At 72.0% G+C, this 24298-nt stretch carries 24 protein-coding genes; 9 read left to right on the forward strand and 15 right to left on the reverse strand.

The annotated features are described in order from the left end of the window. Positions 1-559: 559 nt before the first annotated feature. The 7 genes from OG689_RS04405 to OG689_RS04435 all read right to left on the reverse strand — a co-directional run bounded on the left by OG689_RS04405 (position 560) and on the right by OG689_RS04435 (position 7831). Positions 560-1027: a hypothetical protein gene (locus OG689_RS04405; protein WP_266317886.1), complete on the reverse strand. Its 468-nt coding sequence runs from the start codon at positions 1025-1027 to the stop codon at positions 560-562. After that, positions 1024-2034: an SCO0930 family lipoprotein gene (locus tag OG689_RS04410; RefSeq protein WP_266317887.1), complete on the reverse strand. Its 1011-nt coding sequence runs from the start codon at positions 2032-2034 to the stop codon at positions 1024-1026. The genes OG689_RS04405 and OG689_RS04410 overlap by 4 nt, the downstream gene beginning before the upstream one ends. A 258-nt stretch (positions 2035-2292) precedes the next feature. Beyond that, positions 2293-3729 (reverse strand): NADH-quinone oxidoreductase subunit NuoF family protein, encoded by a 1437-nt coding sequence (locus tag OG689_RS04415; RefSeq protein ID WP_266317888.1) that lies wholly within the window; start codon positions 3727-3729, stop codon positions 2293-2295. Further along, positions 3726-4532, reverse strand: a complete 807-nt coding sequence (locus OG689_RS04420) for a hypothetical protein (protein ID WP_266317890.1) — start codon at positions 4530-4532, stop codon at positions 3726-3728. The genes OG689_RS04415 and OG689_RS04420 overlap by 4 nt, the downstream gene beginning before the upstream one ends. Before the next feature lie 134 nt (positions 4533-4666). Next, on the reverse strand, positions 4667-6019 hold the full coding sequence (locus OG689_RS04425; protein WP_266317891.1) for a DUF1996 domain-containing protein: 1353 nt from the start codon (positions 6017-6019) through the stop codon (positions 4667-4669). A 107-nt stretch (positions 6020-6126) separates the two neighbouring features. Next, complete coding sequence (locus OG689_RS04430) at positions 6127-6750, reverse strand: DUF4142 domain-containing protein (protein WP_266326858.1); 624 nt, start codon at positions 6748-6750, stop codon at positions 6127-6129. Positions 6751-7060: 310 nt separating this feature from the next. Next, positions 7061-7831, reverse strand: coding sequence for a helix-turn-helix domain-containing protein (locus OG689_RS04435; protein WP_266317892.1), 771 nt, complete (start codon positions 7829-7831; stop codon positions 7061-7063). 485 nt (positions 7832-8316) lie between these two features. Here OG689_RS04435 and OG689_RS04440 point away from each other — a divergent pair, with 485 nt between their 5' ends. From OG689_RS04440 to OG689_RS04455, 4 genes are all read left to right on the forward strand, one after another. After that, positions 8317-9246 (forward strand): LysR family transcriptional regulator, encoded by a 930-nt coding sequence (locus OG689_RS04440; protein ID WP_266317894.1) that lies wholly within the window; start codon positions 8317-8319, stop codon positions 9244-9246. 321 nt (positions 9247-9567) lie between these two features. Next, positions 9568-10830: a family 16 glycosylhydrolase gene (locus OG689_RS04445; protein WP_266317896.1), complete on the forward strand. Its 1263-nt coding sequence runs from the start codon at positions 9568-9570 to the stop codon at positions 10828-10830. A 144-nt stretch (positions 10831-10974) separates the two neighbouring features. Continuing rightward, a complete protein-coding gene (locus tag OG689_RS04450; RefSeq protein ID WP_266317897.1) occupies positions 10975-11187 on the forward strand; it encodes a TrmO family methyltransferase in 213 nt (70 codons plus the stop codon). 157 nt (positions 11188-11344) lie between these two features. Then, positions 11345-12079 carry an SDR family oxidoreductase gene (locus OG689_RS04455; RefSeq protein ID WP_266326860.1) on the forward strand — a complete coding sequence of 245 codons (735 nt, stop codon included), beginning with the start codon at positions 11345-11347 and terminating at the stop codon, positions 12077-12079. A 179-nt stretch (positions 12080-12258) separates the two neighbouring features. Here the strand turns inward: OG689_RS04455 and OG689_RS04460 are convergent, their stop codons facing one another. The 4 genes from OG689_RS04460 to OG689_RS04475 all read right to left on the reverse strand — a co-directional run bounded on the left by OG689_RS04460 (position 12259) and on the right by OG689_RS04475 (position 15445). Further along, positions 12259-13014, reverse strand: coding sequence for a DUF4239 domain-containing protein (locus OG689_RS04460; protein WP_266317899.1), 756 nt, complete (start codon positions 13012-13014; stop codon positions 12259-12261). Between the two features lie 383 nt (positions 13015-13397). Continuing rightward, on the reverse strand, positions 13398-13748 hold the full coding sequence (locus OG689_RS04465) for a VOC family protein (protein ID WP_266317900.1): 351 nt from the start codon (positions 13746-13748) through the stop codon (positions 13398-13400). Positions 13749-13953: 205 nt separating this feature from the next. Beyond that, entirely contained in the window at positions 13954-14391 is a 438-nt protein-coding gene (locus OG689_RS04470; protein WP_266317902.1) for a glutaredoxin domain-containing protein, read from the reverse strand. 202 nt (positions 14392-14593) lie between these two features. Then, on the reverse strand, positions 14594-15445 hold the full coding sequence (locus OG689_RS04475) for a class I SAM-dependent methyltransferase (protein WP_323189250.1): 852 nt from the start codon (positions 15443-15445) through the stop codon (positions 14594-14596). 179 nt (positions 15446-15624) lie between these two features. On the opposite strand from OG689_RS04475, the gene OG689_RS04480 reads away from it, so the two are divergent. Beyond that, the gene (locus OG689_RS04480; protein WP_266317903.1) at positions 15625-16653 is read left to right on the forward strand and encodes an aminoglycoside phosphotransferase family protein; all 1029 of its coding nucleotides are present in this window, start codon (positions 15625-15627) and stop codon (positions 16651-16653) included. Between the two features lie 169 nt (positions 16654-16822). Further along, positions 16823-17221 carry a barstar family protein gene (locus OG689_RS04485; RefSeq protein ID WP_266317904.1) on the forward strand — a complete coding sequence of 133 codons (399 nt, stop codon included), beginning with the start codon at positions 16823-16825 and terminating at the stop codon, positions 17219-17221. 325 nt (positions 17222-17546) lie between these two features. Here the strand turns inward: OG689_RS04485 and OG689_RS04490 are convergent, their stop codons facing one another. The 3 genes from OG689_RS04490 to OG689_RS04500 all read right to left on the reverse strand — a co-directional run bounded on the left by OG689_RS04490 (position 17547) and on the right by OG689_RS04500 (position 19659). Next, positions 17547-18119 (reverse strand): dihydrofolate reductase family protein, encoded by a 573-nt coding sequence (locus OG689_RS04490; protein WP_266317906.1) that lies wholly within the window; start codon positions 18117-18119, stop codon positions 17547-17549. Between the two features lie 140 nt (positions 18120-18259). Then, positions 18260-18997 (reverse strand): SRPBCC domain-containing protein, encoded by a 738-nt coding sequence (locus tag OG689_RS04495; protein ID WP_266317907.1) that lies wholly within the window; start codon positions 18995-18997, stop codon positions 18260-18262. Beyond that, positions 18994-19659: a helix-turn-helix domain-containing protein gene (locus OG689_RS04500; RefSeq protein ID WP_266317909.1), complete on the reverse strand. Its 666-nt coding sequence runs from the start codon at positions 19657-19659 to the stop codon at positions 18994-18996. The genes OG689_RS04495 and OG689_RS04500 overlap by 4 nt, the downstream gene beginning before the upstream one ends. Before the next feature lie 221 nt (positions 19660-19880). On the opposite strand from OG689_RS04500, the gene OG689_RS04505 reads away from it, so the two are divergent. Further along, positions 19881-20183 (forward strand): hypothetical protein, encoded by a 303-nt coding sequence (locus OG689_RS04505; protein ID WP_266317911.1) that lies wholly within the window; start codon positions 19881-19883, stop codon positions 20181-20183. Positions 20184-20395: 212 nt separating this feature from the next. Here OG689_RS04505 and OG689_RS04510 read toward each other — a convergent pair whose 3' ends face one another. Then, complete coding sequence (locus OG689_RS04510; RefSeq protein WP_266317912.1) at positions 20396-20851, reverse strand: DUF4345 domain-containing protein; 456 nt, start codon at positions 20849-20851, stop codon at positions 20396-20398. A 120-nt stretch (positions 20852-20971) separates the two neighbouring features. Between OG689_RS04510 and OG689_RS04515 the strand changes: the two genes are divergently transcribed. Both OG689_RS04515 and OG689_RS04520 read left to right on the forward strand, forming a co-directional pair. Beyond that, complete coding sequence (locus OG689_RS04515; protein ID WP_266317913.1) at positions 20972-21574, forward strand: TetR/AcrR family transcriptional regulator; 603 nt, start codon at positions 20972-20974, stop codon at positions 21572-21574. A 471-nt stretch (positions 21575-22045) separates the two neighbouring features. Beyond that, the gene (locus OG689_RS04520; protein ID WP_266317915.1) at positions 22046-24268 is read left to right on the forward strand and encodes an FUSC family protein; all 2223 of its coding nucleotides are present in this window, start codon (positions 22046-22048) and stop codon (positions 24266-24268) included. Positions 24269-24298 lie beyond the last annotated feature (30 nt).

Raw genomic sequence — 24298 nt, forward strand, 5'->3', positions numbered from 1 at the left:
GTACGAAGAGTCAACTTGTTCCTCCTCAGCTCTGGCCTTCTCACGGTGGGAAGTTCGCGGGCCTGACCGGCGTGACGGCCGCACGGGCCGGGACGTGAACTGCCCGGACGAAGGGCATCGACGGCGGTCTGCTGCTGCGGCCGTCGGGACGGTGTGGCAGGAAGGGCCACAGCACACCAGTCCCACGGGTTTCAGGGCAACAGTTCCGGGAACGGCAGGCCGCCCGGTGATTCCGGATCCGAATGTGAGGAATCTGCACGCACGGCCTCGCAGTGCCGTGCGGGTGTCGCCGCGGGCCCACTGGTGGGACGCGGACGCGCGCGCCGACACCGTGGCGAAGCCCCGTCAAGTGCGGCAGCCCTTGAATAACAGAAAAGTGCATACGGCATTCGCATGGTTGGACGTCCTTGCCAGGGAGCGTTCATGACGCTGTGACGGATCGCCGAGCGGTTCTCGGACACCGGGCGGGCGGCGCGGGGGCAACAGGGCGAGGGTCCCCGCCGGCGGCTGCCGGTGGGGACCCTCGCCCTGTTGTCGCTGTCGTCACTGTTCTCGCGGTTCACCCGCCGTCGGCTGGTGCGTGCGCGCCGGTGTGCTCGGCCCCGCTGACGATCGTCCCGCCGAGCAGCCCGTGCAGGACGCCCGCCGTGGCGTCGGACAGCACGACCACCCATCCGTCGCCGACCAGGTACGACCCGCCGTAGGCCTGTGCCTCCGTGGTCCAGGCGTCCTGGGCGCGCCGTGTCGGGAAGCTGGCGATCCAGACCTCCTCCCCGCCCGAGGTGCACATGCCCTGCCGGAGGTCGGCCGCGTCGGTGGTGATCTCGGCCGTGCAGCCGATCCGGCGGGCCAGTTCCTCCACCGAACTCGGTCCGGGGCGCTGGGCCGCCTGCGAGGTCCCGACCAATCCGCCGGGTCCCCACAGGAGTTCGACGACCCCGAGGAGGAACAGCAGGATCAGCGCGGCCCACCGGACCGCGGTGCGGTCGATACCGGACGGGGCGAGGACGGTGCCCCGGGCCTTCACTTGCCGGCCGGCTTGCCCTGCGGGTTGATGGCCGACCACTGGTTGTCGATCCCGTTCCCGAGAGCGTCACCGAAGCCCTGGTCGCCCGAGTAGTAGTACACGGGCGTGCAGTTGATGCTGAGCTGCCAGGTGCCGTCCGGGCGCTGCATCTTGCCGATCAGCTTCGGGTCCACGCCCTTGACCTTGTCGGCGTCCACCGGCGGGGCCGGCGGCCAGGTCTTGAGGCACTGCCCCTCGCAGTTGGAGCGCATCGGCCAGGCGGTGTCCTTGCCGAAGTGGTACAGGGTCCGGCCGTGGCCGTCCACCATGATCTGGCCGAGCTGGGGGTTGACGACCACGGATATCTGCACCTTCACCGGGGCCTGCTGGGACGGCTGCGGCATCGTGGTGGCAGGGGCCTGGGCCGTGGGTGCGGCGGAGGCGGAGGCGTCGGCCGCGGCGGCCTTGGCCTTCGTCCCGTCGGGCGCCAGGGCGAACCAGGTGCCGCCCACGCCTTGGCCCTTGGTGTCACCGGCCGCGGTGTCCTGCGCGTAGCGGTAGGCCGGCCATCCGCCCACCGTCAGCTGGTGCGTGCCGTCGGCCCGGATGACCTCGCCGATCTTGCCCGGGTCGATGCCGGTGCCCGGCTGGGTGCTGCTGTCGTTGATCACGGGCGGCCAGGTGGTGGCGCAGGCGCCGGAGCAGTTGGACATCGGCGGCTTGGCGGTGTCCTTGTCGAAGCGGTACAGGGTGAAGCCCTGACCGTCCGTCATGACGGGGCCGAGCTGGTCGTCCACCCGGATCGCCAGCGCCCCGCCGGGACGCCCGGCGGCGGCCGTCCCCGAGGCCGAGGGCGAGGAGGAGGCGTCGCCGTAGGAGCCGTACGCGCCGTACGCACCCGCCGGGGACGGCGTCGCGCCGGCCAACTGGGTCGAATCGGACGCCCCGGAGGACGGGCTGGCGCTGCTGCTGACGCTCCCGAGGGCCGCCATGAACACGAGGCCGGCCAGCAGGAGGCAGACCGCCACGAGCCCGTATCGTTTCGTTGTCAAGATCTTCCGTGCCTTTCCATCGGTGGAGCCTGGGGTTTCGAGGGATTCGTGGGTCGAGGTGGGATGATCGGACAGTCCGATCGAGGGGCCGATCGGTGGCACGGCCGGGTGGGACGGCCGGGTGTGGTGAGGGGGCAGGGGTGAGGGGGCAGGGGTGAGGGGTCAGGGGTGAGGTGCGCGGCGGTGATCGCCACCGGGGTACGCCGTCCGCGGTCGCCGGGTGCCGGGCGGCACTCACTGGATCCGCAGCGCCAGCGCGGGGCATCGGTCGACCGCCCGGGCCGCCTGCTGGAGCAGTCGCGGCGGGACCGGCATGACGCCGGCGGCGGGGAAGCCGTCCGCGCCCAGGCCGATGACCTCGGGCAGGACACTGGTGCACAGCCCGTGCGCCTCGCAGAGCGTCCAGTCCACGATGATGCTCCCGGCGCTCTCCATGACCGGCATCGGGAGGACGCCCTGCACGGACCGGCCGCAACCGTACTGGTAGGAGTGCAGCTGCAGGTCTTCGTCGAAGACCTGCAGCGCCGAGGCCACGAACCGGGAGGCGGCGTCGGGGTGGCTGCAGGCACCCCGTCCGGTGACCGCCTTCATCCGGGTCTCGACGACGTCCAGGGCGGCTCGACCGCCGCCCCGCACCACCTCCTCCAACGCTTTGACCAGGGCGGGCAGTCCGAGGTAGCAGGGGCCGCACTGGCCGGCCGTCTCGTCCGCCATCCAGCGGGCGACCCGGAGCGCCTCGCCCAGCGGGCAGGTGCTGTCCGGCAGCGGCAGGATCGCGCCGGCTCCGAGCGCCCCGCCGAGGCTCTGGAAGGACTCGCGGGACACCACGGCCATGGCGGCCGCCGCGGGGGTCAGCCACTTGCCGTGGTAGCCGCCGACCAGGACGCCCTGCCCGATCTCCATGCCGAACATCGCCAGCAGTTCGCCGAGCGGGACGCCGGTGGGCGTCTCCACCACCTGGGAGCCGCCCAGGGTCAGCAGGACCGTCCCGGGCTCGGACGGAAGGCCGACCTCGCGGTAGGGCAGCGCCCCCAGCCGGGCCGCGACGGCGAGTTGCGCGTACGTCTCGGCGTTGGACAACAGGGTCGGCATGCCCCCGACCCCGCTGTCGCTGGTCCGCACGCCGCCGCCGCGCGGGAGGGCGATCCCGCTGGTGATGCCGCGGGCCAGCGCGCTCCCTTCGCCGGAGACGAACCGCTCGGGCAGCCGGGTGACGGTGACCGCCGGCCTGGTGGTCCTCCGTTCGGTCAGCGCCCGGCGCAGGGACTGCTCGACGTCCGCCCGGGTGACGCCGAGCACCACCTGCTCGGCGTCCAGCGCGGCGGCCGCCAGCAGCGCGCCGTCCAGCACCAGGTGCGGGGTGCGCAGCAGCAGCGCGGCGTCCTTCAGGCAACTGGGTTCTCCTTCCGTTCCGTTGACGACCACGACCGGGCGGCCCTTGCGCCGGGCGGCCGCCTTGACGACGGCCCGGATCTTCCTGGCGAACGGGAAGCCGGCCCCGCCCCGGCCGCGCAGGTTGACGTTCTCGGCCAGGTCGGCCAGTTCGTCGGCCGGCATCGCCGTCGGCCGGTCGTGGACCAGCAGGTGCGAGCGGTAGTCCAGCCGCTCCTCGTGCTCCAGGCCCGCGAACAGGACCGGCCGGCCGAGCCAGGCGATGGGTGCGCCGGTCATCCGTCCAGCCACCGCCGAGCGGATCCGGCGCCGACCGCCGGCCGGCCGTCGGGCTCCGGCCGGACCGGGACGGCGCTGCGGCGCAGCGAACCGCGGTCCTGGAAGGCCAGCCGCAGCCCGAGCGCGACGACCACACCGGCCACCGCGACCGCGTACAGCACGGACACCCACGGGGCGGGCAGCCGGCCGGCGTTGAGCCCGTGGACCAGCGCGGCGCCCCACGCGGGGTAGGCGCAGATGTGGACGATCCGCCACCGGCTGGCCTCGCCGGTCCTGGCCAGCGCCCCGCGGGCCGCCCCGGCGAGGGCGACCGCCAGCAGCAGGTAGCCGGCCAGGACCCCGAGGCCCAGGATTACCGGTCGGTGCGGGTCGGCGAACGGCACGAAGGCCGACAGTGCGCCGATCCGGTCCTGGAACAGGTTGATCCAGACGTGCAGGACGAGGAAGACCACACCCGCGACGCCCATCGTCCGGTGGACCGCCTGCGCGGCCAGCCGGTGCACCGGATGAAGGAGCAGCCGGTCGGTCGCCGCGAGGCCCCACAGGACGGCCGCGGAGAACGACACCAGGGCGAGCACCCCGGCGGCCACCCCGAGGAAGGCCTGCAGAGCGCCGTTGACAACCACGGCCGTCAGGCCCAGCCCCACGGCCAGCAGCGGAAGCAGCGACCACGCCGTGGGTGCGGTCCGGCCGCCGGCCTCGGGCCGGTCTCCGGTGGCCCGGTCCGGCGCCTGGTCACCGCGGCGGGCCCGCCCCGGGTCCTCGGCCGAACGCCGGGACCGGCGTCCTTGCCCTGTCGACATCGTTGTGCCCTCCGGCCTTGTCCGTACTGCGGTCGATTGGGGGCGCCGCCCTGGTCGGGCGGGGCGCCGGGCGGGCCGCGCGGGGAGTCGCGGCCCGGGCCGCCCGGGTCCGTCCCGGCGGCGGCCCGTGGGGGTCATTCGCAGCGGCGCCCCTCGTTGACGCAACTCGCCATCTGGTCAAGCAGGTTCTGGTTCATCACGTTGATGAAGTCCCCGTGGTCGGTGATCGGGTTGTGGAGCTGCTCGGGGAAGCTGTCGACGGCGAAGCGCACCCCGGACGGCACCTCGTAGGTGACCCGCTCCACCAGCTGGGCGATCGCCCGGAAGTTCTTCGGGCAGCTGCCGTTCGCGTTGGAGAAGGCGGTGTGGGAGCGGTGGTTGGCGCTGTCGATGTTCTTGCCGTCCCAGCAGTCCGGGAACTTCAGGGTCCGCACCACCCGGCTGCCGCCCGGGCAGACCGGGTACTTGTCGGCGAGCTGGCGGTCCTCGAACCCGGTGCAGCTCCACGAGGCGTGGGCGTTGACCGGCCCGTTGGTGAGGGCCTTGGCGTCGCCGGTGATGATCCGCAGGAAGCGCTTCATCGGCTGGACCTTGTTCCCGGTGGGGGAGCTGTACGTGATCCCGACCTCGGCCGGCTGCAGGATCCGGCCGCGGTTGCGGTCCTTGCCGCCGCCGGGCGCCTGGAAGTCGCTCTCCTGGGTGCGGTCGAGCAGCCGCAGCACCGGCCAGTAGTACGCCGACTGGTCCCCGTTGGAACAGGTGGTGCCGGCGGCGGCGAGCTTGTCGTTGCTGGAGAACGCGCTGGTGACGCGGTTGCCGACGTAGTCGTGCATGTGGTGGGCGCCGTTGCTCACCCCGGGGGCCACGATCACGTTGTCGGGGTTGAGGTGGCGGTTGCCGTTGCGCCCGCAGCTCGAGGTGAAGGTGCCGGTGGCCGGCCCTTTCCGGGCGGGCTTGACGACGTTCGGGGAGACGGACTTGATGTCGACGAAACCGCGGCCCAGGGCGGACTGCCCCCCGCCCGAACCCTTGCTCCTGTCGGCCGTCCCGCTCTGGTTCTCCGGGGCGTAGTCCCGGGTCGAGGCGTCGACGACCAGGTCGCGCCGGATCGAGCAGTTCGCCAGTCCGGTGAGGTCCTTGGGCAGCCCGGAGTCCGGTCCGGCCTTCTCGGTGATTTTGCGCAGGGTGGTCGAGCGCTTCTCGGCCAGCGCGCCCATGACGTTCTTCTCGCCGCCCCCGGAGCCGGGCTCGGAGAGGCTGCGGTAGGCGTCCGCCACCTGCACGTCGAGATCGGCGAGGTCCTGGTCGACGTCCGGCTGGGCGGCCTCCGGCACCGCGTCCAGGCTCGCACCGACGTCGCCGCAGGCGACCGTACCGATCTGGGCGGCGGCCGGCTGGGACCGCCAGGGGCGCTGCCCGGCGAACGCCGCGGCGGCGAGCACGGACGCGCCGCTGACGGCCAGCACCCCGGCCAGCAGCAGGGCCATGACCCTGCGCCTTGACCTGCCACGTTTGTGAACCTTCATCATCGCACCCTCGAAACGGGATCGGGCCTGTCGGACAGGCCGTGGACAGCCTCTTCTGCTGCAGGTGTCTAACGCTGGGTCCCGCCAGGGGCCGGGACCGGACTCGCGGTCGGCGACGAGGTGCTCGCCGGCGGGCCGGAAAGGTCGCCGAATTTCACCAGTCGGGTGTCCTCCAGGACCGTCATATGGTCCAGCACCGTGGAATTGGCCATGGTCGCCAGATCACGGACCGTGGAATTCTGGGTACTGGCGCGCACCTGGGCGACGACGGCGAAGACCTGACCGTGGGCATTGCGCAGAATATTCGCAAACAGCCGGTCGAATTCCGCCCCCTGGGCGTCGTCCAGCTGTTTCAGCCAGGCCTTCTGCTGGACGGAGGGCTCGCCGGGCACCTCCAGGCCCAGCGTCTGGGCGGTGTCCAGGGTGGCCCGGTCGAGCTCCGTGTGCCCGTCCACCAAGTGCTGGCCGGCGGTCCTGACCTCGGTACTGCCGCCCTTGGCCAGGGCCATCCGACCTGCCGGGATCTCCCACAACCCGGCCAGTCTGACCCGTTTGACGAAGTCCCGGTCGAGGGGTGTCAGCGGCCCGGTCGGCGTCTGCACCGTCCCCGGCACCTGGTCCGCCTGCGGACTGCGGTACGAACCCGCCGAGCGCACGATGGGGACCACCAGGGCCGCCGCCGTGGAAATCATGGCCACGATCACGAGAAGAGTGGCGAACGATCGCGGAAGGCGACTCACCTTGGGAATACCGAAGGGAGTCTTTCCGGGTCCGCGCTTCTTCCTCGAAGATGACATCGGTTTCCTCATCATGCCGGAATGAGCGGTCAGGCCGGCCCGCCACCGGAATCGGCTGAGGACAGCCCGGTGGGCGCGGTGAACACTCGACGAAACGCGGTCCCGCCCGTGGGAGAACTCATCGACGACGGACGGATTTTCGCGATCGCAGGTCCCGGTCGAACGTCACGGAATCTGGACTGGAGGGGTCAGGAGCGGGTACCGCTCACCGACTGCCGGGCCGGGCGTCCTGCCCGGGCTCGAACGTGTCGTGCACGGGCAGTTCGTCGGCTCTGCGGCGCAGCCGGGCGCACTCGGCGGCCATGCCGTGGATCTTCAGCGCGAGCAGGATCTCGAACCGCGCCTGCGAGGTGCGCAGGCTGCTGCCGAAGAGCCGCTCCAGCATCCGGAGCCGGTACCGGACGGTCTGGGGGTGGATGCGCAGCAGCAGTGCCGCCCGGGCCGCGCCGCCGCCCTCCAGCCAGGCGAGCAGGGTCTGCTCCGTCCGCTCACGCTGACGAGGCGTCATGTCCCGTAGTCTGCCGAGCCATTTCACCGACAGGTGGCCGGCCAGCAAGGGGTCCTGGAAGAGCATCACCTTGGCCAGATGGTCCTCCACGAAGAGGAGCTCCCCCGCGGCGCCCGGCCACTGCGGCGCCATTGCCAGCAGCGTACGGGCCCAGCGGAGCGAGGCACCCGCGTCGGCGCGCGGCACCACCGGGCCCACCGCCGCCGACCGGCCCTCCAGCCAGCGCAGAAGCGTCCGGTGCATCCCCGGCGCGGGGTCGGGGATCAGCAGGTAGGGCTCGGGTCCGTGCAGGTAGGCGACGACCCGCACGGCGGACAGTCCCGGCGGGGGTGGTCCCGGCGCCACGGAGAGCGCCACCGCCTGGACCGTCCCCGGGTCGTCCCGCCGCCCGGCCCCGGCGTCGGACTCGGGCGGCCGGTGTCGGACCGGTTCGCCGCGGCCGTCACCGGGCAGGGCCGGCGCGTGCATGGGGGCTCCTTCCGTACTGTGCCTGGACGGCGCCGCCGGGGACGGGCGCCGGGCCGCGAAGGGGCGGCGGCCGGGTAGGGCGGGTGTCCGCCGTGTGGGAGCGTCGGACGGAGAATGCACGGCCGGCCGACCATTGAGGCTTGGGTGCACCGGATCTCCTCCCGGGAACTGCCGGCCACAGGCGGGCCGGTCACCAGGGAAAGAGGCTCAAATCGAGGTTTCGTCCCGTCGCTTTGCTCATTCTTTACCTACTGGCAGCGACCCGCCCCTGACGTGCGGGCATCGGGCGGACCTCGCCCGACCGACCGTCAGTACAGGTCAGGGCATGCGGGACGGACGCACACCCGACCCCGGCCCGGCGGAACAGAAGGTGGACCTCCGCTGTGGCGCGGGCCCGGCGCACGGTACATTGCCCTACCGGCCAGGCCCGCGAGGCGCCGCGCCGCCCCTGTGTCCCTTACCCTCCGGACGCGAGCGAGGCCACGATGCGACTCAACCTCAATCAACTGGCGATCTTCGTACAGGTCATCGAGTGTGAGGGATTCTCGGCCGCGAGCCAGGTCCTGTTCCTGAGCCAGTCGTCCGTCTCGAAACAGGTGCAGAACCTCGAGATAGCCCTGCGGACCCAGCTGGTCGACCGCTCGGGGCCGAAGATCCGCCCCACCCTGGCCGGCAAGGTCCTGCTGGCGCAGACCAAGGAGGTGCTCGCGCTGGCGGACCAGGCCGTCCAAGCGGTGCACGCGGCGGCACTGCTGGGCGAAGAGCCCCTGACGATCGGCAGCACGAGCACCATCGGCGGGCACTTCCTGCCGTCGGTGCTGCTGGAACTGCGGCGCCGGGAGCCCGCCCTGCAGTTCAGTGTCGCCGTCAGCACGGCCGACCAGCTCGCCGAGGCCCTCGAGGAGGGGCGGACCGGCATCGGACTGAGCGGGAACCCGCTGCCTCCCGGCGGGTACCGCTCCGAGCGGCTCCTCGCCGAGGACATGCTGCTGGTCTGCCCGGCCGACCATCCGCTGGCGGGACGCAACCTCACCCCCGCCGACCTGGCGGATGAGACCTTCCTGCTCCGCGAGTGCGGATCGCAGACCCGCCGTCAGCTCACCGACCTGCTGCACGGCTGGGAGCTGGACGACGCCCGGACCCTCGACCTGTGGGGCACCGAGGGCATCAAGGAGGGGATCCGGATCGGCCTGGGGGTGGGACTGGTGCCGCGCCGGTCCGTCCGGCTCGAACTCCGGCACGGACTGCTGGCCGAGCTGAGGATCCGCCCGGCGCCCGAAGGTCGCACGATCACGGTCAGCTGGACCCTGGCCCGCCCGCTGACGGCGTACGAGCAGATGCTGCTCCCGCTCCTCCGGGAGACCACCCGGGCGCCGGGCCAGGACATCCCGGCGCCGCGCCGGCCGCCGGCGTAGGGCGCGGCGGCCCCGCGGGGGCGCGCGCGGGCCCGGGGTGCGGGCCTCCGGTCCACGGTCGCCGCGCCCCGCCGAGAGCCCTCTCCGCACTTCAAGCCAGGCTTAAGGGAATGTTAAGCGCCGATCCCTGCCGCATATCCGCAGGTCAGAGCCTCGCGCGGACAATGGCCTGACATTGCCATGACGAAATTCCCTCCGTAGTGTTCAGGGCCACGGACGACGCCGCGTCAGATGTGAGAGCGCTCTCACCTCACCCCCACCCTCGTGACGCACGCCCGGCCGGACGCCCCCGCCCCTCCTCCCAGACAAGGGAGCATGCCCATGGCTGCTGCTCGTCGCGTGCGCCGTTGGTCCTTCGGCAAGCTCGTACTCATCATCACCACCGCCCTCATAGCGGCCGTGCTCGTCTCGACGACCGGCTCCGGCGCCGCACCGGCGGACGCCGCCATCCTCGCCCAGAACTGGTCCGACGACTTCAACGGCGCCGCCGGCACCGCCCCCGACGCCGCCAAGTGGACCCAGGAGAGCGGCGGTTCGGGGTACGGCAACCACGAGTTGCAGTACTACACCGGCGGCACCGGCAACGCCGCCCTCGACGGCCAGGGCCATCTGGTCATCACCGCCCGGAAGAACACCGACCCCGGCCTGAGCTGCTGGTACGGGCAGTGCCAGTACACCTCGGCACGCCTGAACACCGCGAGGAGCTTCACCCAGGCCTACGGACACTTCGAGTCCCGCATCAAGATCCCGCGCGGCCAGGGCGTCTGGCCGGCGTTCTGGATGCTCGGCAACGACCTCGGCACCGTCGGGTGGCCGAACAACGGCGAGATCGACGTCATGGAGAACGTCGGCGCCGAGGCCGGCACCGTCCACGGCACCATCCACGGCCCCGGCTACTCCGGAGGTGCCGGGATCGGCGCCGGATACACCCTGCCGAACGGCCAGGTCTTCGCGGACGACTTCCACGTGTTCGCCGTCGACTGGAGCCCGACCGCCATCACCTGGTCCGTGGACGGCCACGCCTACCAGACCCGCACCCCAGCCGACGTGGGCGGCAACCGGTGGGTCTTCGACCACCCGTTCTTCGTCATCCTCAACCTGGCCATCGGCGGTGACTGGCCCGGCAGCCCGAACGGCGCCACGTCCTTCCCGCAGACCATGACCGTCGACTACGTCCGCACCACGGCCTGGAACAGCACCGGCCGCACCGGCCCGATCACCGGCATCGGTGGCATGTGCGTGGACGTCGCCGGCGGCTCCAACGCCGACAGCACCCCCATCCAGCTGCACAACTGCACCGGCACCCCGGCCCAGCAGTGGACCGTCGGCAGCGACGGCACCGTACGCGCGCTCGGCAAGTGCCTGGACGTCGCGGGCGGCTCCACCGCGGACGGGGCGGTCGTCCAGCTGTACACCTGCAACGGCACCAAGGCGCAGCAGTGGACGTCCACCGCCGCTCGCGACCTCACCAACACCGGCGCCAACAAATGCCTGGACGCCAAGGGCAACTCCTCCGCCGACGGCACCAGGCTCCAGACCTGGACGTGCGGCGGCGGCGCCAACCAGAAGTGGACGATCGGCTGACCCACGGCGCGCACTCTGCGGGCCCGTCCTCCCCTGACCGTTCCGGGGAGGACGGGCCCGCCCCGCTCCATGAACGCCGGGTCATCGACCAACGGCCGCGGCGAAGGCTCCCCGTGACGGCGGCGGCATGGCACCGACCGCGCGGTGCTCGCCGTCCACCCGCGCGGGGACCTCACCCGCCCGGAGACCGGCGTCTTCGCCACCCGGTCGCCGGACCGCCCCAACCCCATCGGCCTGCACCGGGTCACCGTCCTGGCCGTCGACGGCCTGCGCGTCCAGGTCAGTGACCTCGAAGCCGTGAACGGCACCCCGGTACTGGACGTCAAGCCGGTGCTGGCTCGGGGTGGCGAACGGTAGGGCGCGTCCGAGCCCCCGCGGCTGGCCTGACCATCGATCAGAACAGCTCCGGCGCAACGAGAAGGACCTTGCCCCGAAGGCGCTCACCGCGAAATGATCTGCTGTTGTGACGACGACCGGAGAAGAACACGGACCTGGCGGTCCCCGCCCCCTGGCACTGGTGACCGGGGTCGGCCGCACGATCGGGATCGGCGCCGGCATCGCCTCCCAACTGGCGGCGTCGGGTTGGGACATCGCCTTCACGTACTGGAACCCCTACGACCGGCGGATGGCATGGGGCGTCGAGCAGGGAGGAACCGATGCGATCATCCGCGAGCTGACCGAGCACGGGGCGGCCACCGTCGCCGTCGAGGCCGACCTCGCGGACCCGGACACACCCGCCCGCGTCTTCGACGAGGCCGAGCGCCACCTGGGCGGGATCACGGCCCTCGTGATGTGTCATTGCGAATCGGTCGACTCCGGCCTGCTCGACACGACCGTCGAGAGCTTCGACCGCCACTTCGCCGTCAACGCCCGCGCCGCCTGGCTTCTGATCCGCGAATTCGGCCGACGCTTCACCGGCGCTCCCGGCACCGGGCGCGTCGTCAGCCTCACCAGCGACCACACCGTGGGCAACCTCCCCTACGGGGCGAGCAAGGGGGCCCTGGACCGGATCACCCTGGCCGCGGCCCATGAACTCGCGCACCTCGGCGTCACCGCCAACGTCATCAATCCGGGTCCGGTGGACACCGGTTGGATGTCCGACGAGGGACGCGCGGAGGTTGTTCGCCAGACCCCCCTCAACCGCCTCGGCGTCCCGCAGGACACCGCGCACCTGGTGGACTTCCTCTGCTCGCCGAAGGGCCAGTGGATCAACGGGCAGCTGCTGATGAGCAACGGCGGACTCGCGTAGGACCCGGCGGGACGAACGCGGAGGAGGTCGCCCGCGAAGGGGGTCGCTCTCGGAGACAGCGGGGAATGGCTCCCGTGGCAAGGAGCGACCGCACCGGCCGGTGGGAGATGCCGGTCCGTCGCTGTCCTCCTGCCCGCCCGCCCGGCAACGGCCGCGCTTGTGGTGCCCGGCCCCCGAGGTCAGATGACGGCGTAGCGATGCAGCGCGAATCTCAAGGCGTCGGGCTCCACGTGGATCCCGCCGCTGAAGGGGTGGTTCATGGCTGACAGCAAGATCATCACGCCGGACAGCAGCAGTGCCAGCCCGCCGATTCCCACGATTCCCGGCCACCTGAGATCCTGGATCTGGAGCGCCGACGCCGCCACCAGGAGCACCGCGGACAGGATCAGCCCGAACCAGAGGTAGTCGGGGACTTCGTGGGAGACCGCCAGGATCCGCGCCCGCCTGGCGTCACCCACCTCCCGGAGGGCGAGCAGTGAGTCCCGGGCGAAAGTCTGTTCCTGCTTGGAGTCACCCGAAGAGTCCTGCAGCAACCGCCTCAGCGCGTCGTACTGTTCCTGGGCCCGGGCGCTGCTTCCACCCTCGGCCATCGCCGGCCATTCCTCGTTGATCACGGTGACCGTGTACTCGCGAGTCAATTCGCGGACCTGATCCCGGGCGGATTGAGACAGCGGCCGCGTCGCCCAGTAGAGATTGACAAGGCTCGCGCCCTCATTGCTGACCTCATCGGCGGCTTTGCTCAGACTCGTGCCGGCAGTGACGATCGAGAGCGCCAGGATAAAGCTGAACAGTGTCCTGTTGAGCGTCGAAAAATGTTCGATGCCGTCCTTCAGGGTGGACCCTTCCCGCCAATGCTGCGGAACGTAGCGAACCATGAGGACCAGGAGGAGGATCGAGGCGCCGACGCAGCCGGCAGCCAGGGCGATTGCAGCCATGCTCATAGGTCCATTTGACCGCACTCGTGTACGCCGACTGAAACGCGCACGGCTAAATCCATCCCATTGAGTGCACAGGATGACCGAAGTTCACCGATCCAGCATATTGACTGGAAATGACCGCCCTCTGTGAGCACTTGGTATTCCAGCAGCCGTTAGCTGTTCGAGCCGGTCGAAAGCCATCTGTTGAGCACAGTCGACCGCGCGCCGTCAGGGGTGGCCGGGTTGCGGGACCAGCTGACCACTTCTGCCGCAGTGAGGTTCGCAAGGTCGCTGACACCGCTTCTGCGGCCCCTTTGTTCCGGGACAGCGGACCTCACGCCGGTCCGAGCCGCACTCGTCCTCGCGTGGGAAGGGCGAGGCAACCACCGGGCCGAAGGGCGTCAGAGTCCGGTGGCCCGTTCGTGCCTGGGCTCGTACATGCCCACGTCTCCACCGCCGGGCAGACGGAGCCTGGTCAGCCGTCCCCAACGCTCCTCGGTGACCGGTTGCGTGAACTCCACCCCCTTCGCGGTCAGATCCTCCATCGTGGCTTCGACGTCGTCGCACATCAGGAAGAGCTCCTGAGTCTCCGGCCCCGTCGTGGGATGGACCGCGACCTCGGCCGGCGGAAGCTTGAAGATCAGCCAGCCGCCTCCGGCATCGACATGTGGATACTCCAGCACGTCCCTGAAGAAGTCGCGGTCCGCTTCCGCGTCACGGCTGTAAATGACGATGTGAGCACCGTTGATCATGACGCCAGGGTAGAGGCTACCGGCCATGCCGGCTCAGGACACACCGGCCCAGGACACACCGGCCCAGCACGCACCGGCTGCGGGCCGGTTCAGGGCGTACCGGACGGCAGCCATCTCGGCACCACGGCGCCTGACCCGCTCGGCGGAGAAGGCGATTGCGGCGCCTCCACGGGCCACCCTTCGGTCCGGCACGGCGCCCGGGGTGTCACCCGGACGCGGGAAGCTGTCCTCGGACCCATGCCGGATCCGGGTTGACGTACGCCTGTCCTGCCACCACCACGGTCGGTACGGTCTCGTCGCCGTCGTTGGCCGCTCTCACCGCCGCCGCCCCGGCCGGATCGCTCCAGATGTCGACCCAGTGCAGATGGCGGGCGCTGCGGCCCAGCCGGATCCGCAGGCGCAGACAGTACTTGCAGCCAGCCCGCCAGTAGACGACCGGTCGACCGTCGACCGCGCTTCGGTCCTGCGCCTCGGCCGCCCCGATCGATCGGGGGAAGGCCAGCGGTGAGTGCAGCCCCGCGAGCAGGACGAACAGCAGCAGCAAGGCGACGGCGACTACGGACGAGCCTCTGACGAACTGCACGGTCGCCAGGAGTGCGCCGCCGGTCATGAACAGTACGGGCAAGGTCCAGGCGCGCGTCATAGTCGTACAGACTATCGGTCGTGCGGTTCGGCGCGGACCCATGCCGGCGCCCCATCGTCAACTGCCTTCCCTGGCGGCCCGATCGGCCGGGTCACGCGGCCTGGCCCCGGGGCAGCTCCCCGTAATCGGCCGGCCGCGCATGAACCTGGATCCACTCTTCAGGCCCCCTTGGAGTCGATCGTCCAGGGAACCGGAAAGCGCCCTACCGGCGGACCGCCGAGATCAGTCCGCCGGGCCGCTCCTCGCGCTGCGGCGGGCTGCTGATCGGGCGACCGTAGGCGGCAGCGCGCTCCCGCAGGGTGTGGCTGTCGGCCTCCCAGCCGTGCCCGGCCAGCCAGCCCACCGGGTCGTCGGGCATCTCCGAGACCCACATGGCCGCCGCCGATCCCGGCGCGGCATCCGCAGCGAAACGCTCGATCACGCCGCGCGAGCCCAAGGTCAGCCCCAACCGACTGCCTGCCGCCGACTGTGCGCCGATCCGGGCCAGCAGCAGTTCCACGGCGTCCTCGGGCAGATAGATCAGCAGCCCTTCGGCGATCCACACGGTCGGCACCGCAGGGTCGTGCCCTGCGGCGGCCAGCGCGCCCGGCCAGTCCTCACGCAGGTCCACCGCGACGGTGATCCGCTCGCAACGCGCGACGGCCCGCTCCTGGCGCAGCACCGAATCCTTGAAGTCCAACGGCGCGGCGGTGTCGACCTCGAACAGCCGGGTGCCCTCGGGCCAGTCCATCCGGAAGGCCCGGCTGTCCATCCCGGCGCCGAGCAGCACGACCTGCCGGACCCCGGACGCCGAGGCTTCCCGCAACAGATCGTCGAGGAACTTCGTCCTGATCACGATGGAGAACGACACGGCCAGTCGGCGGCGTCGCGCGGCCTCGTCGTCGGGCAGCGGCGGCGAGGAGGGCCACAGCCCGCCGGCGGCGGCGAAGGCCTGTGCCAGCGGGTCGTGGAACAGCGCGTTCTCCCGCTCGCTCTCCAGCGCCCGCACCCTGGCCACCCCCACCGCCGTGGCCCACACTCCCGACGGCTGCACCCGCTCCTGCTCATCAGTCACCGCGCCAGCCTAGATGCAATACCGGTGATTCAGGTTGTCTTCCGGCGGGCCGGTCCGATGTCGGTCGGTGCGGCAAGGGTGACAGTCGGGGCGTCCGGCGGGGGAGGGCTGGGGTGCTGGGTGCGTCCTCCAACCCGCCCCGCTCAGAACGCCGTTCGCGCGCATGCGAGGATGAGGCCATGTGGTCACGACTGCCGTTCGGCGACACGTTGCGGGCCGAACTGGGCACACCCCGTCGGGCTCGGCGGCTGGGCAGCAGTCCGCGATCGCGGGTATGGCGGGCCGAGCTGTCCGGAACACCCGTGGTGGTCAAGCAACTGATCGACGCCCCGGAGGCCACCGAGAGGTACGCCCGCGAGGTGGCCGCGCTGAAGCTCTCGTCCCGGGTCGATCCGCCCGTCGTGCCGACGCTCCTCGGCACCGACCCGCAGGAGCGGGTCCTGGTCCTGGAGTACCTGGAGCATCAGCAGCCGCGCGAGGACTGGGTGGTCGACTACGCCGCGGCGCTGGCCCGGCTCCATGCGGCTACCAGCGCCGACGACGCAGGCACTCTCCCCGTCTGGTCCGGCCCGACCCGGGATGACGCCGCCTCCTTCCTCGGACTTGCCCACACGCTCGGCGTTGCAGCGCCCTCCGGAGTACGGACAGAGCTGGACGGCCTCGTGGACCGCCTGGCCCAGGCGCCGGGCCATGCTCTGCTGCACGGCGACCCCTGTCCCGGCAACGACATGCATACCCGCAGCGGCGTCAGGTTCATCGACTTCGAACAGGCCGCGCTGGGCAACGGGCTGGTGGAACTCGCCTACCTGCGCATCGGTTTCCCGACCTGCTGGTGTGTCACTGCCCCGACTCAGCCCCTGCTGGATGCGGCGGAGGCCGCCTACCGCGCCGCCTGGCGCCGGGCGACGAGCACCGATGTCCAGGACGATCTCACCGACGCATGTGCCGGCTGGCTGCTACGCGGTGATGCGCTGGTCCAGCGGGCTCAGCGCGGCACCACTGACCATCTGGTCAGGATCCCGAACCAGGACTGGCGCTGGGGGACGGTGACGGCCCGACAGCGGCTCGTCCATCGTCTCGGAGTCATCAGCCGGATGACCGCCGACGGCGGCGACCTGCCAGGTCTCGGACAGCTGGCCGCAGCCATGCGCAACAGCATGCTCACCCGCTGGCCCACCCTTCAACCGCCGCCCACACAACGACCGTGAGGACGCTGTCACCCCGCAACCCGGACGATCGCCGGGCCACAGGTCTTGACTATTTCTCCGCCATCGCCTCCAAGGAGCCGTTCGGCAAAGCACGCATGTTCAGCCGAACCCGTCGGGCGCTGCACAGCTATCGTGTCGAAGCAGGCTTGACAGCTTGAACCGGAGGGAAATGAACCACTACTGGACTGGCGAGGCCCCCTGGGTGCACCACCTGGAGGAGGACGCCCAGCACTCTTCGTTCCTCTTGCCGCCTTCAGGGACCAGCTACGTAGCCTGGCTGGATGGTGCCAAGATGGGCGACGAGCAAGGGCTCTTCGAACAGATGAGTGCCCGCCTCCGGTTTCCGGTCTACTTCGGCTGGAACTGGAATGCCCTCTCGGACTGCCTCGGCGACATGAAGTGGGCGCCCGCTGACCACTACCTGATCGTCATCGAGCGATCAGCACTCATGTTGCAGGCGTGTGCCGAGGACCGCGAGATCCTTCTCAGGATTCTCAATGCTGCTGGTCGCCGCTGGGGGCTCGGGATGGATCACCCTGGCAAGACATTCAATTCGCTTCTGCTGTAGGCGCTGTGGCACCAGCTACGACTCCTGGCCGTCTACTGCTGGGCGGGGACAGGTCCTCGAACACGCCGCAAGCGGACGTGTCTGGACATACACCATGGCTTCGTGGTTCGACGGCTGCGACCTCGCTGCAGCCGGCCTGTAGCAGTTCCTCGACCAGCTCGGCCACCGGCTCTCCTCATAGGCCTGTTGCGGAAGCCGGACTGAACCGGGGCAGTTCCGGTGCAAGCGGGTGCGGCCGTGCCCGCCCCCGCGGGACGGCGGGGGCGGGCACGGTGGCCGGGGTGCGGCTGCGGGGTGCGACTGCGGGGGCGCTGCCGGGGGCAGGTCAGCGGACGACGTCGAGGATCTGCTTCTGGAGGCCGTTCGAGTAGGCCTCGTGCTCGACGAGCTTCAGCTTCTGGGTGTCCTTGTCCGTGGCGCTGAACAGCCGCTTGCCGGCACCCAGCAGCAGCGGGAAGACCAGCAGGTGGTAGCGGTCGATCAGGCCCGCGTCCGAGAGGCCCTGGTTCAGGGTGGCGCTGCCGTGGACGATGATCGGGCCGCCGTCGGTCTGCTTGAGTGCGGCGACCTCGTCGAGGGAGCGCAGGATGGTGGTGTCACCCCAGTTCGCGACGAGCTTGTCGTCGGTGAGGGTGGTGGAGACGACGTACTTGGGCATCGTCCGGTACTGGGCGAACTCCACCATGTCCGGCCAGACGGGGCTGAAGGCCTCGTAACTGGTGCGGCCGAGGAGGACGGCGGCGGACTCCCGCTGCTCGCGCTCCTTGATCTCGAAGGCGTCGGGGACGAACTCGATGTCCTTGAAGGTCCATCCGGAGTTGCGGTAGCCGGGCTCGCCGCCGGGGGCCTCCACGACGCCGTCGAGGGAGATGAAGGCGGTGCTGATGAGGGTGCGCATCGGGTATGTCCTTTGCTCTCTTGTGTCGTGCTGACGATTGCGGGCCTCCGCCGGGAGGGCGGGGCGGGGTGCGGCCCGGTGCGGATGCGGTCGCGGGACGCATCGGGCAGCGGCGCCCGGGGGTCGGGCGGGGAGATCGGTCAGTCGAGGAGTCCGGTCAGCCACCGCTGCCAGGCGTCCTCGGCCCCGTCGGTGTCCGCTGCGAACAGGTGGTGGAACATCAGGGCGATGCCGGGGCCCTGGTGGAAGGTGTAGATGCCGTCGGCGGTGCGGATCTCGAACCGCTCGTCGTCGGCCCAGACCACCTCGCCGTCCAGCGCCGGCAGGCCCGCCGGTCGGGCCTGCGCCCGCGCGCCGACGGCCACCGGGAGTGGCAGGGACAGTCCGCCGGCGAGCAGCAGCCGGACGTCCGACCCCGACCTGCGGCCGGTCGGCGCGGCGGCGAAGACCGGGACGGCGATCCGCCCCGCGAAGTGGGCCAGGTACTGCTGCAGCGTGTGCAGGTGGAAGGGCCAGCCGCGGCGCAGCGCGTCGTACTCGTCCTGCCAGTCGTCGCCGAGCATGCCCCTGTGGACGACGCGCAGGACGGTGGTGCCGCCTTCCCGTCCTTCGATGAGGTATTCGAAGGCCATGAAGCGGCCGTCCTCGGCCGGGGAGGTACGGCTGGCGAAGCGCTTGCCCGGTTCGTAGGCGGTGATCAGCGCCTTCTCCCGGTGGCCGCCGGTCTCCATCGCGGCGCTGCCGCCCTCGCGCGGCTCCACCTCGTTGCGGCCCATGAACCAGGAGTCGATCCCGGGCCCGGTGGCGATCGCCTCCCAGACCTGTTCCGGGGTCGCCGGCAGGGCCGTCTCCAGCTCGATCTCGAACGGGTGCGTCATCGTTGGTCCTCCTGTCCCGCTTCGGGCTGCGGTGTCGTCCGTGTGCTCCCGGTGGTGCCTGCGGCGGGCCCCCGGGGATCGGTGGGGGCGGGAATCTGGTGCAGTCCGACGACCAGCCGGTGGCTGCGGCCGGCCGGGGCGGACTCGTCGTGGTAGCGGCCGACAAGGGCTGCCACGGCCTGGGCCAAGTCCTCGGCGAAGGCGGCCCGGTCGGAGGCGGAGGCGAACCGCACCTCCGCGTCGATGCCGAAGGAGGCGACCCGCTGCCCGGCCCGCGCGGCGCCGGTCAGCAGCTGCCCGACCTCCTGCACCAGCCGCGAACCCAGGGCGAGCAGCCAGCGGGCCGAGAGCTGGTCGGGGGAGCGGGACGGGTCCGGGCTGACGGCGGCCAGCACGATCGGGGAGATCACGTAGGAGGCGGCGGTGGCGCGGTACACCCGCTCGGTGACGTTGCCCTTGCGCCGTTCCTCGGCGAGCTCGACCAGCCCGTGCCGCTCCAGCTCCTTCAGGTGGTAGTTGACCTTCTGCCGGGGCAGGCCCAGGCGGGCGGCCAGTATGGTGGCCGAGCCGGGCTCGGCCAGGGCGGCGAGGATCCCGGACCGTATCGGGTCCAGGGACGCCTCGGCCGCGGCGGGTTCTTCGATCACAGCGACGTCCAGCACTGTTCCAGGATGACCCCGACAATATTTTTTGTCAAGAATAGGAAAGTTGTCGGTGCCGCAAGGACGGACCGCGCCGGCAAGCACGGCCCGGCGCCGACCGGCATCGGGCGCGCGACGGACCCACCGCCCCGGTCCCGGGTGCGGCCGTTCGGCTGGCGCGGACGGCGTGCCTTCCCGGCGCGCGGGACATGAAGGCGCGGAAGGCGGGCAGGCTGGGTGCCATGCCTCATCGACGCAACCGCCGCCGCAGCCGTGATCGTGCCCTCACCCCGGCGCTGGACAGCAGCCGGCGCAGCGGCGCCGACCGCGCCACCGGCGCCGCCGTGGCCCGCGCCCCGCTCCCGGCGCCGCGCGAACCCTCTCCCCCGCTGCCCGTCCGCCCGACCGTCCCACTCCCCGGCCCGGAGCCGCTTCGAGCCGGGGTCTGCTGCTCCGTCAGCAGCCGGCGCCAGACCCTGCAGGGCGGCGCCGTCGTCGTCCTGCACCGGCACACCGCCACCTGCCCGGTGTGGACGGCCCGCTGAGACACGCGCGCGCCGGAGTTCGTTCGCCCGGGGAACCGGCCGCGGGCGCCGACCCCGGGCGCCGACCACGTAGCCGGACCCCGCGGGCGGTCCCCGTGGGCAGAGCTCGGGTGCGCAGGTGGTCCGGTGGGTGAGCGGCGCGGCCGCACCGCTCACCTGCCGGTACGGCCCCGGGGCCTGTTTGAAGCGCCCCGGAGCCGCCCCCTGGACTACTACGAACGCACCGTCCGGACGGCCGCCCCGGCCGCCCCGGCCCCCTGGCCGGCGCCCGCCCCCGGATCCGCCCGCCCGAAAGCCCGCTCGTCGGCGTCCGCGAGCCAGAAGTAGATCGGCGGCAGGCCCAGCTCGAGGCTCGCGAGCACGATCTGGAACCACTGCGGCCAACCGTTCAGCGCCAGCGAGAGCAGGCGCCCGAGGCCGCCCAGCAGGAACACGCCGGCGAGCAGGCGTACCGCCGCGGCGGGGACGGGCCGCTGCCGAGCCGCCCAGAGCCAGGCCAGCCCGTAGCCGGCGAAGGCCGCGCCCATGAAGCGTCCCCAGCTGTCGATCGTCACCCCCGCGTGCGCGGCGCCGGGGATCGCCGCGTTGCCGAGCGCGAGATGGAACAGTCCGATCGCCACGCAGGACCATCCCATGAGCTGCACGAGCACTCGGAGAGTTCTGGCCATGGCCCACCACCACCCCGTCTTCCGTCGTCCATGCCGAAGGCACACTAGTAGACACACGTCTACCAGCCCTGGGAGCAGGGTAGGCCCTGGAAGTAGACGCGTGTCAAGTAAGCTGACCGGGTGCCACCGCCCCGCCGCCGCCTCAGCCCCGCCGAACGACGAGCCCAGCTCCTCTCCGTCGGAGCGCGGCTCTTCGCCGAGCAGCCCTACGAGTACGTGCTGATGGAGGACGTCGCCCGGCAGGCCGGCGTCTCCCGGGCGCTGCTCTACCGCCACTTCCCCAGCAAGCAGGCGCTCTTCGCCGCGGTCTACCAGGAAGCGGCGGACCGGCTGCTCACGGAGACCCGTCTCGACCCGGCCGATTCACTGCTGGACCAGCTCGTCCAGGGCATGGACGTCCACCTCGACTACTTCATCGCCAACCGCAACGCCGTGATCGCCGCCAACCGCGTCCTGGCCGGCGACCCCGTCGTCCAGACGATCATCACCGGCGAGCTCGACGCCCTCCGCGCCCGCCTCCTCGCCGTCCTCCCCCTGGCCGACGACAACAGCCGCGAGGCGGTCTCCGCCGTGCTGCGCAGCTGGCTGGTCTTCGTCCAGGTCCTCGTCGTCGACTGGCTCGGCAACGAAACGTGCACCCGCACCCAACTGCGGGACGTCTGCGTCGGCGCCGTACTCGGCGCCCTCCGCCCGCTGCTCCCCGCAGGGACCGGGCCCGCGTAGCAGGGCGGCGCAAGCCGGCCGGTGACGGTACGCGCGGCGCGAAGGCCTGTCCCGGTTCCTCAGCGCAGGCCCGGGACGGCGCCGCACCGTACCGTGGTGAGCGGGGCCGGCCGCCGTGGCGGCCGGCCCCGGGCCGCGAGCGGACGAGCACCGGTCCGGCCCGTGGCGTCCGTGCAGAACCTGGCGCGCGGGTACCGGCCGGCATCCGGTTCCGGAGTGGTCGGCAACGCTCTCCGCCCGCGCCCTCGGCGAGGGCACCGGGCGCTGCCGGCGGAACGTCCCGTCGACCGCCGTCGACCGCCGTCGACCGCCGACGACCGACCACGGACGGCCCGGCACGGACGGCGGACCACCGATCACCGACCACCCGACGCCCGGCGAGCGGGGACGGCAGGAGGGAGCGAGGTGCCGATGGGCCGCTTTCCCGCCGCCCCCGGGTGGTTGCGCCGCCGGGATCCCCACCTGGTGGCCGTGCACCGTGCACTCCGGGTCACCCTGGTGGCCTGCGCGAGCTTCTACGTCTGCCGGTACGGCCTGCACAACGCCACGACGGCCACCTACGCGCTGTTCGGCGCCGTGGCCACCGGCGCCCTCTCCCAGCTCGGCGGCGGCCCCCGGGAACGGTCCCGGACGCTGCTGGCGGTGCTGCCCGCCGCGTACGCCCTGGTCGCCACCGGAACCCTGCTGGCGGTCCACGCCTGGTCGGCGGCGCTCGGCATGCTGGTCGTCGGGTTCGCCGTCGCCTACGGGTCGGTCGGCGGGCCACGGCTGGTCGGACTCGCCAACGGGCTCCAGCTGTTCTACATCCTGCCGTGCTTCCCGCCCTACCAGCCCGAGGCGCTCCTGGCCCGGCTCGCCGGGGTCACCGTCGGGGTGGTCCTGCTGGCCGGCGCCGAGCTGGTGCTCTGGCCGGAACGGACACCCGTGCGGTACCAGGACCGACTCGCCCGCGCCGCGGACGTGGTGGCGCGGCTGGCCGACACCGCGGCCGACGCGTGCACGGCGCCCAGGGCGAGTGCCGGTGCCACCGACATCGGCGACGCCGTCGACCCCGCCGACGCCGCGTACGCCGACGCCGCCCGCCGGACTGCCGGCGCGGACGGGCCGCTGGCGGCGAGCCGGGTCGCCGTCGACAGCCTCCGCCCCTCCCGGGTGCCCGTACTGGAACGCCCCGCGTCGGCGAGCGCGGTGGACCGGGCGCTCACCCACTCGGCCGCCGCGCTGCGCTACACCCGGACCCAGCTGGCCCGGGTGGTGACCCTCGGAGTGGGCGCCCCGACCCCGGAGACCGCCGTCCTGCTCCGGGCCACGGCCCGGGCACTGCGCGCGGCCGCACCCGGCGTCTGCGCCCGGGCTCCGGCGCCCGACCCGGCCCGCGTGGAGGAGGCGATCGCCGGCTTCGAGACGGCCCGCGCCGAGCCGGCCCAGGAGCCCTGGCCGTCCTCGCCCGAGGCCGCCGAGGCCAAGCTGCGGCTGGGCTGCATCGCCCTGGACGCCGCCGAGGGCGCGCGGTTCCTGCTGCTCGCCGTCCGGATCAGCCGGCGCGCGCCCGTACCACCGGACCCGCACCCGCAGGACCGCTGGCGCAGCCCGTTCTGGTACGCCCACATGTCCACCCCGAAGCTCTGGTGGCACCGGTTCCGCGGGCACCTCACCCCCCGGTCGGTGTACTTCCAGAACGCGTTGCGGACCGCCTCGGCCCTGGCCGTCGCGCGGCTGGTCGCGGGCGCCCTCGACCTGTCCCACGGCTTCTGGGCGCTGCTCGCCACCCTCACCCTGATGCGTACCTGCGCCGCCGACACCCGGATGACGCTGCGGCCCGCCCTCACCGGCACGCTGCTCGGCGCGCTCGCCACCGCGCCGTTGCTCTTCGCCATCGGTGAGCGGCCTGCCGTCTACGCGGCCGTCCTTCCGGTGGCCATGCTGCTCGCCTTCACCGCCGGGCCGCTGCTGGGGGTGGCCTGGGGCCAGGGGCTTTTCACCGTGGTGGTCGCGATGATCTTCACTCAGCTGGCCCCGGCCGACTGGCGCCTGGCCGAGACCCGGCTGATCGACGTGCTGATCGGCGCCGCCGTGGGCACCCTGGCCGGCCTCTGCGCCTGGCCGCGCGGCGGGGGCAGCGAGCTACGGCGCTCGATCTCCGATCTGCTCTCCGACAGCGCGCTGGCCCTCCAGGAGACCGTGGCGGTGGTGGCGGGCCGCGCCGCCGGGACGGGCGCCCTGCAGCGCGCGCAGCACACGCTGACCTTCGCCGAGGCGTCCTACGCCCAGTTCCAGGCGGAACGGCACGACCCGGTGATGGACGGCCCGAACTGGCAGGCCGCGCTGCTCGCCTGCCAGCACACGACCAGGGGCGCCGAACAGCTCCTCACCCGCTGCCCGCCCGGCTCACTGGCCCCCTGGCCCCGGACGGTCGAGCGGCTGGAGCGGGACGCCGACCGGGTGGCGGGCGCCTTTCGGCGGCAGAGTCACGGATTGCGGCAGCGAAGGCGGCCCGACCGGGCCGAGCTGCGCCTCGCCGAGACCGAGGAAGTCCTGCTCGGCGAACGCACCCTCGCCGCCCACCCGCCCGCGGACCCGCTGCTGCTCACCGCCACCGATCTCAGCGTCTGGCTCAGCGGACTGCTCGACGACCTCGCCGCCGTCTCACCCCCCGCACCCGAACCGGCCCGGACCGCCGACCGCACACCGTGACCCGGGACCCTCCGACCGCCGGACGGGCCG

It is taken from the genome of Kitasatospora sp. NBC_00240, from assembly GCF_026342405.1.
Classification (GTDB): domain Bacteria; phylum Actinomycetota; class Actinomycetes; order Streptomycetales; family Streptomycetaceae; genus Kitasatospora.

What these genes read in the sequence shown, in the direction of transcription:
- OG689_RS04430 (WP_266326858.1), bottom strand. Translation starts at nt 6,750, where the DNA reads ATGATTTCCACGGCGGCGGCCCTGGTGGTCCCCATCGTGCGCTCGGCG.
- OG689_RS04415 (WP_266317888.1), bottom strand. Translation starts at nt 3,729, where the DNA reads ATGACCGGCGCACCCATCGCCTGGCTCGGCCGGCCGGTCCTGTTCGCG.
- OG689_RS04470 (WP_266317902.1), bottom strand. Translation starts at nt 14,391, where the DNA reads ATGACGCGCGCCTGGACCTTGCCCGTACTGTTCATGACCGGCGGCGCA.
- OG689_RS04510 (WP_266317912.1), bottom strand. Translation starts at nt 20,851, where the DNA reads ATGGCCAGAACTCTCCGAGTGCTCGTGCAGCTCATGGGATGGTCCTGC.
- OG689_RS04445 (WP_266317896.1), top strand. Translation starts at nt 9,568, where the DNA reads ATGGCTGCTGCTCGTCGCGTGCGCCGTTGGTCCTTCGGCAAGCTCGTA.
- OG689_RS04440 (WP_266317894.1), top strand. Translation starts at nt 8,317, where the DNA reads ATGCGACTCAACCTCAATCAACTGGCGATCTTCGTACAGGTCATCGAG.
- OG689_RS04425 (WP_266317891.1), bottom strand. Translation starts at nt 6,019, where the DNA reads ATGGCCCTGCTGCTGGCCGGGGTGCTGGCCGTCAGCGGCGCGTCCGTG.
- OG689_RS04480 (WP_266317903.1), top strand. Translation starts at nt 15,625, where the DNA reads ATGTGGTCACGACTGCCGTTCGGCGACACGTTGCGGGCCGAACTGGGC.
- OG689_RS04420 (WP_266317890.1), bottom strand. Translation starts at nt 4,532, where the DNA reads ATGTCGACAGGGCAAGGACGCCGGTCCCGGCGTTCGGCCGAGGACCCG.
- OG689_RS04460 (WP_266317899.1), bottom strand. Translation starts at nt 13,014, where the DNA reads ATGGCTGCAATCGCCCTGGCTGCCGGCTGCGTCGGCGCCTCGATCCTC.
- OG689_RS04505 (WP_266317911.1), top strand. Translation starts at nt 19,881, where the DNA reads ATGCCTCATCGACGCAACCGCCGCCGCAGCCGTGATCGTGCCCTCACC.
- OG689_RS04485 (WP_266317904.1), top strand. Translation starts at nt 16,823, where the DNA reads ATGAACCACTACTGGACTGGCGAGGCCCCCTGGGTGCACCACCTGGAG.
- OG689_RS04490 (WP_266317906.1), bottom strand. Translation starts at nt 18,119, where the DNA reads ATGCGCACCCTCATCAGCACCGCCTTCATCTCCCTCGACGGCGTCGTG.
- OG689_RS04435 (WP_266317892.1), bottom strand. Translation starts at nt 7,831, where the DNA reads ATGCACGCGCCGGCCCTGCCCGGTGACGGCCGCGGCGAACCGGTCCGA.
- OG689_RS04465 (WP_266317900.1), bottom strand. Translation starts at nt 13,748, where the DNA reads ATGATCAACGGTGCTCACATCGTCATTTACAGCCGTGACGCGGAAGCG.
- OG689_RS04495 (WP_266317907.1), bottom strand. Translation starts at nt 18,997, where the DNA reads ATGACGCACCCGTTCGAGATCGAGCTGGAGACGGCCCTGCCGGCGACC.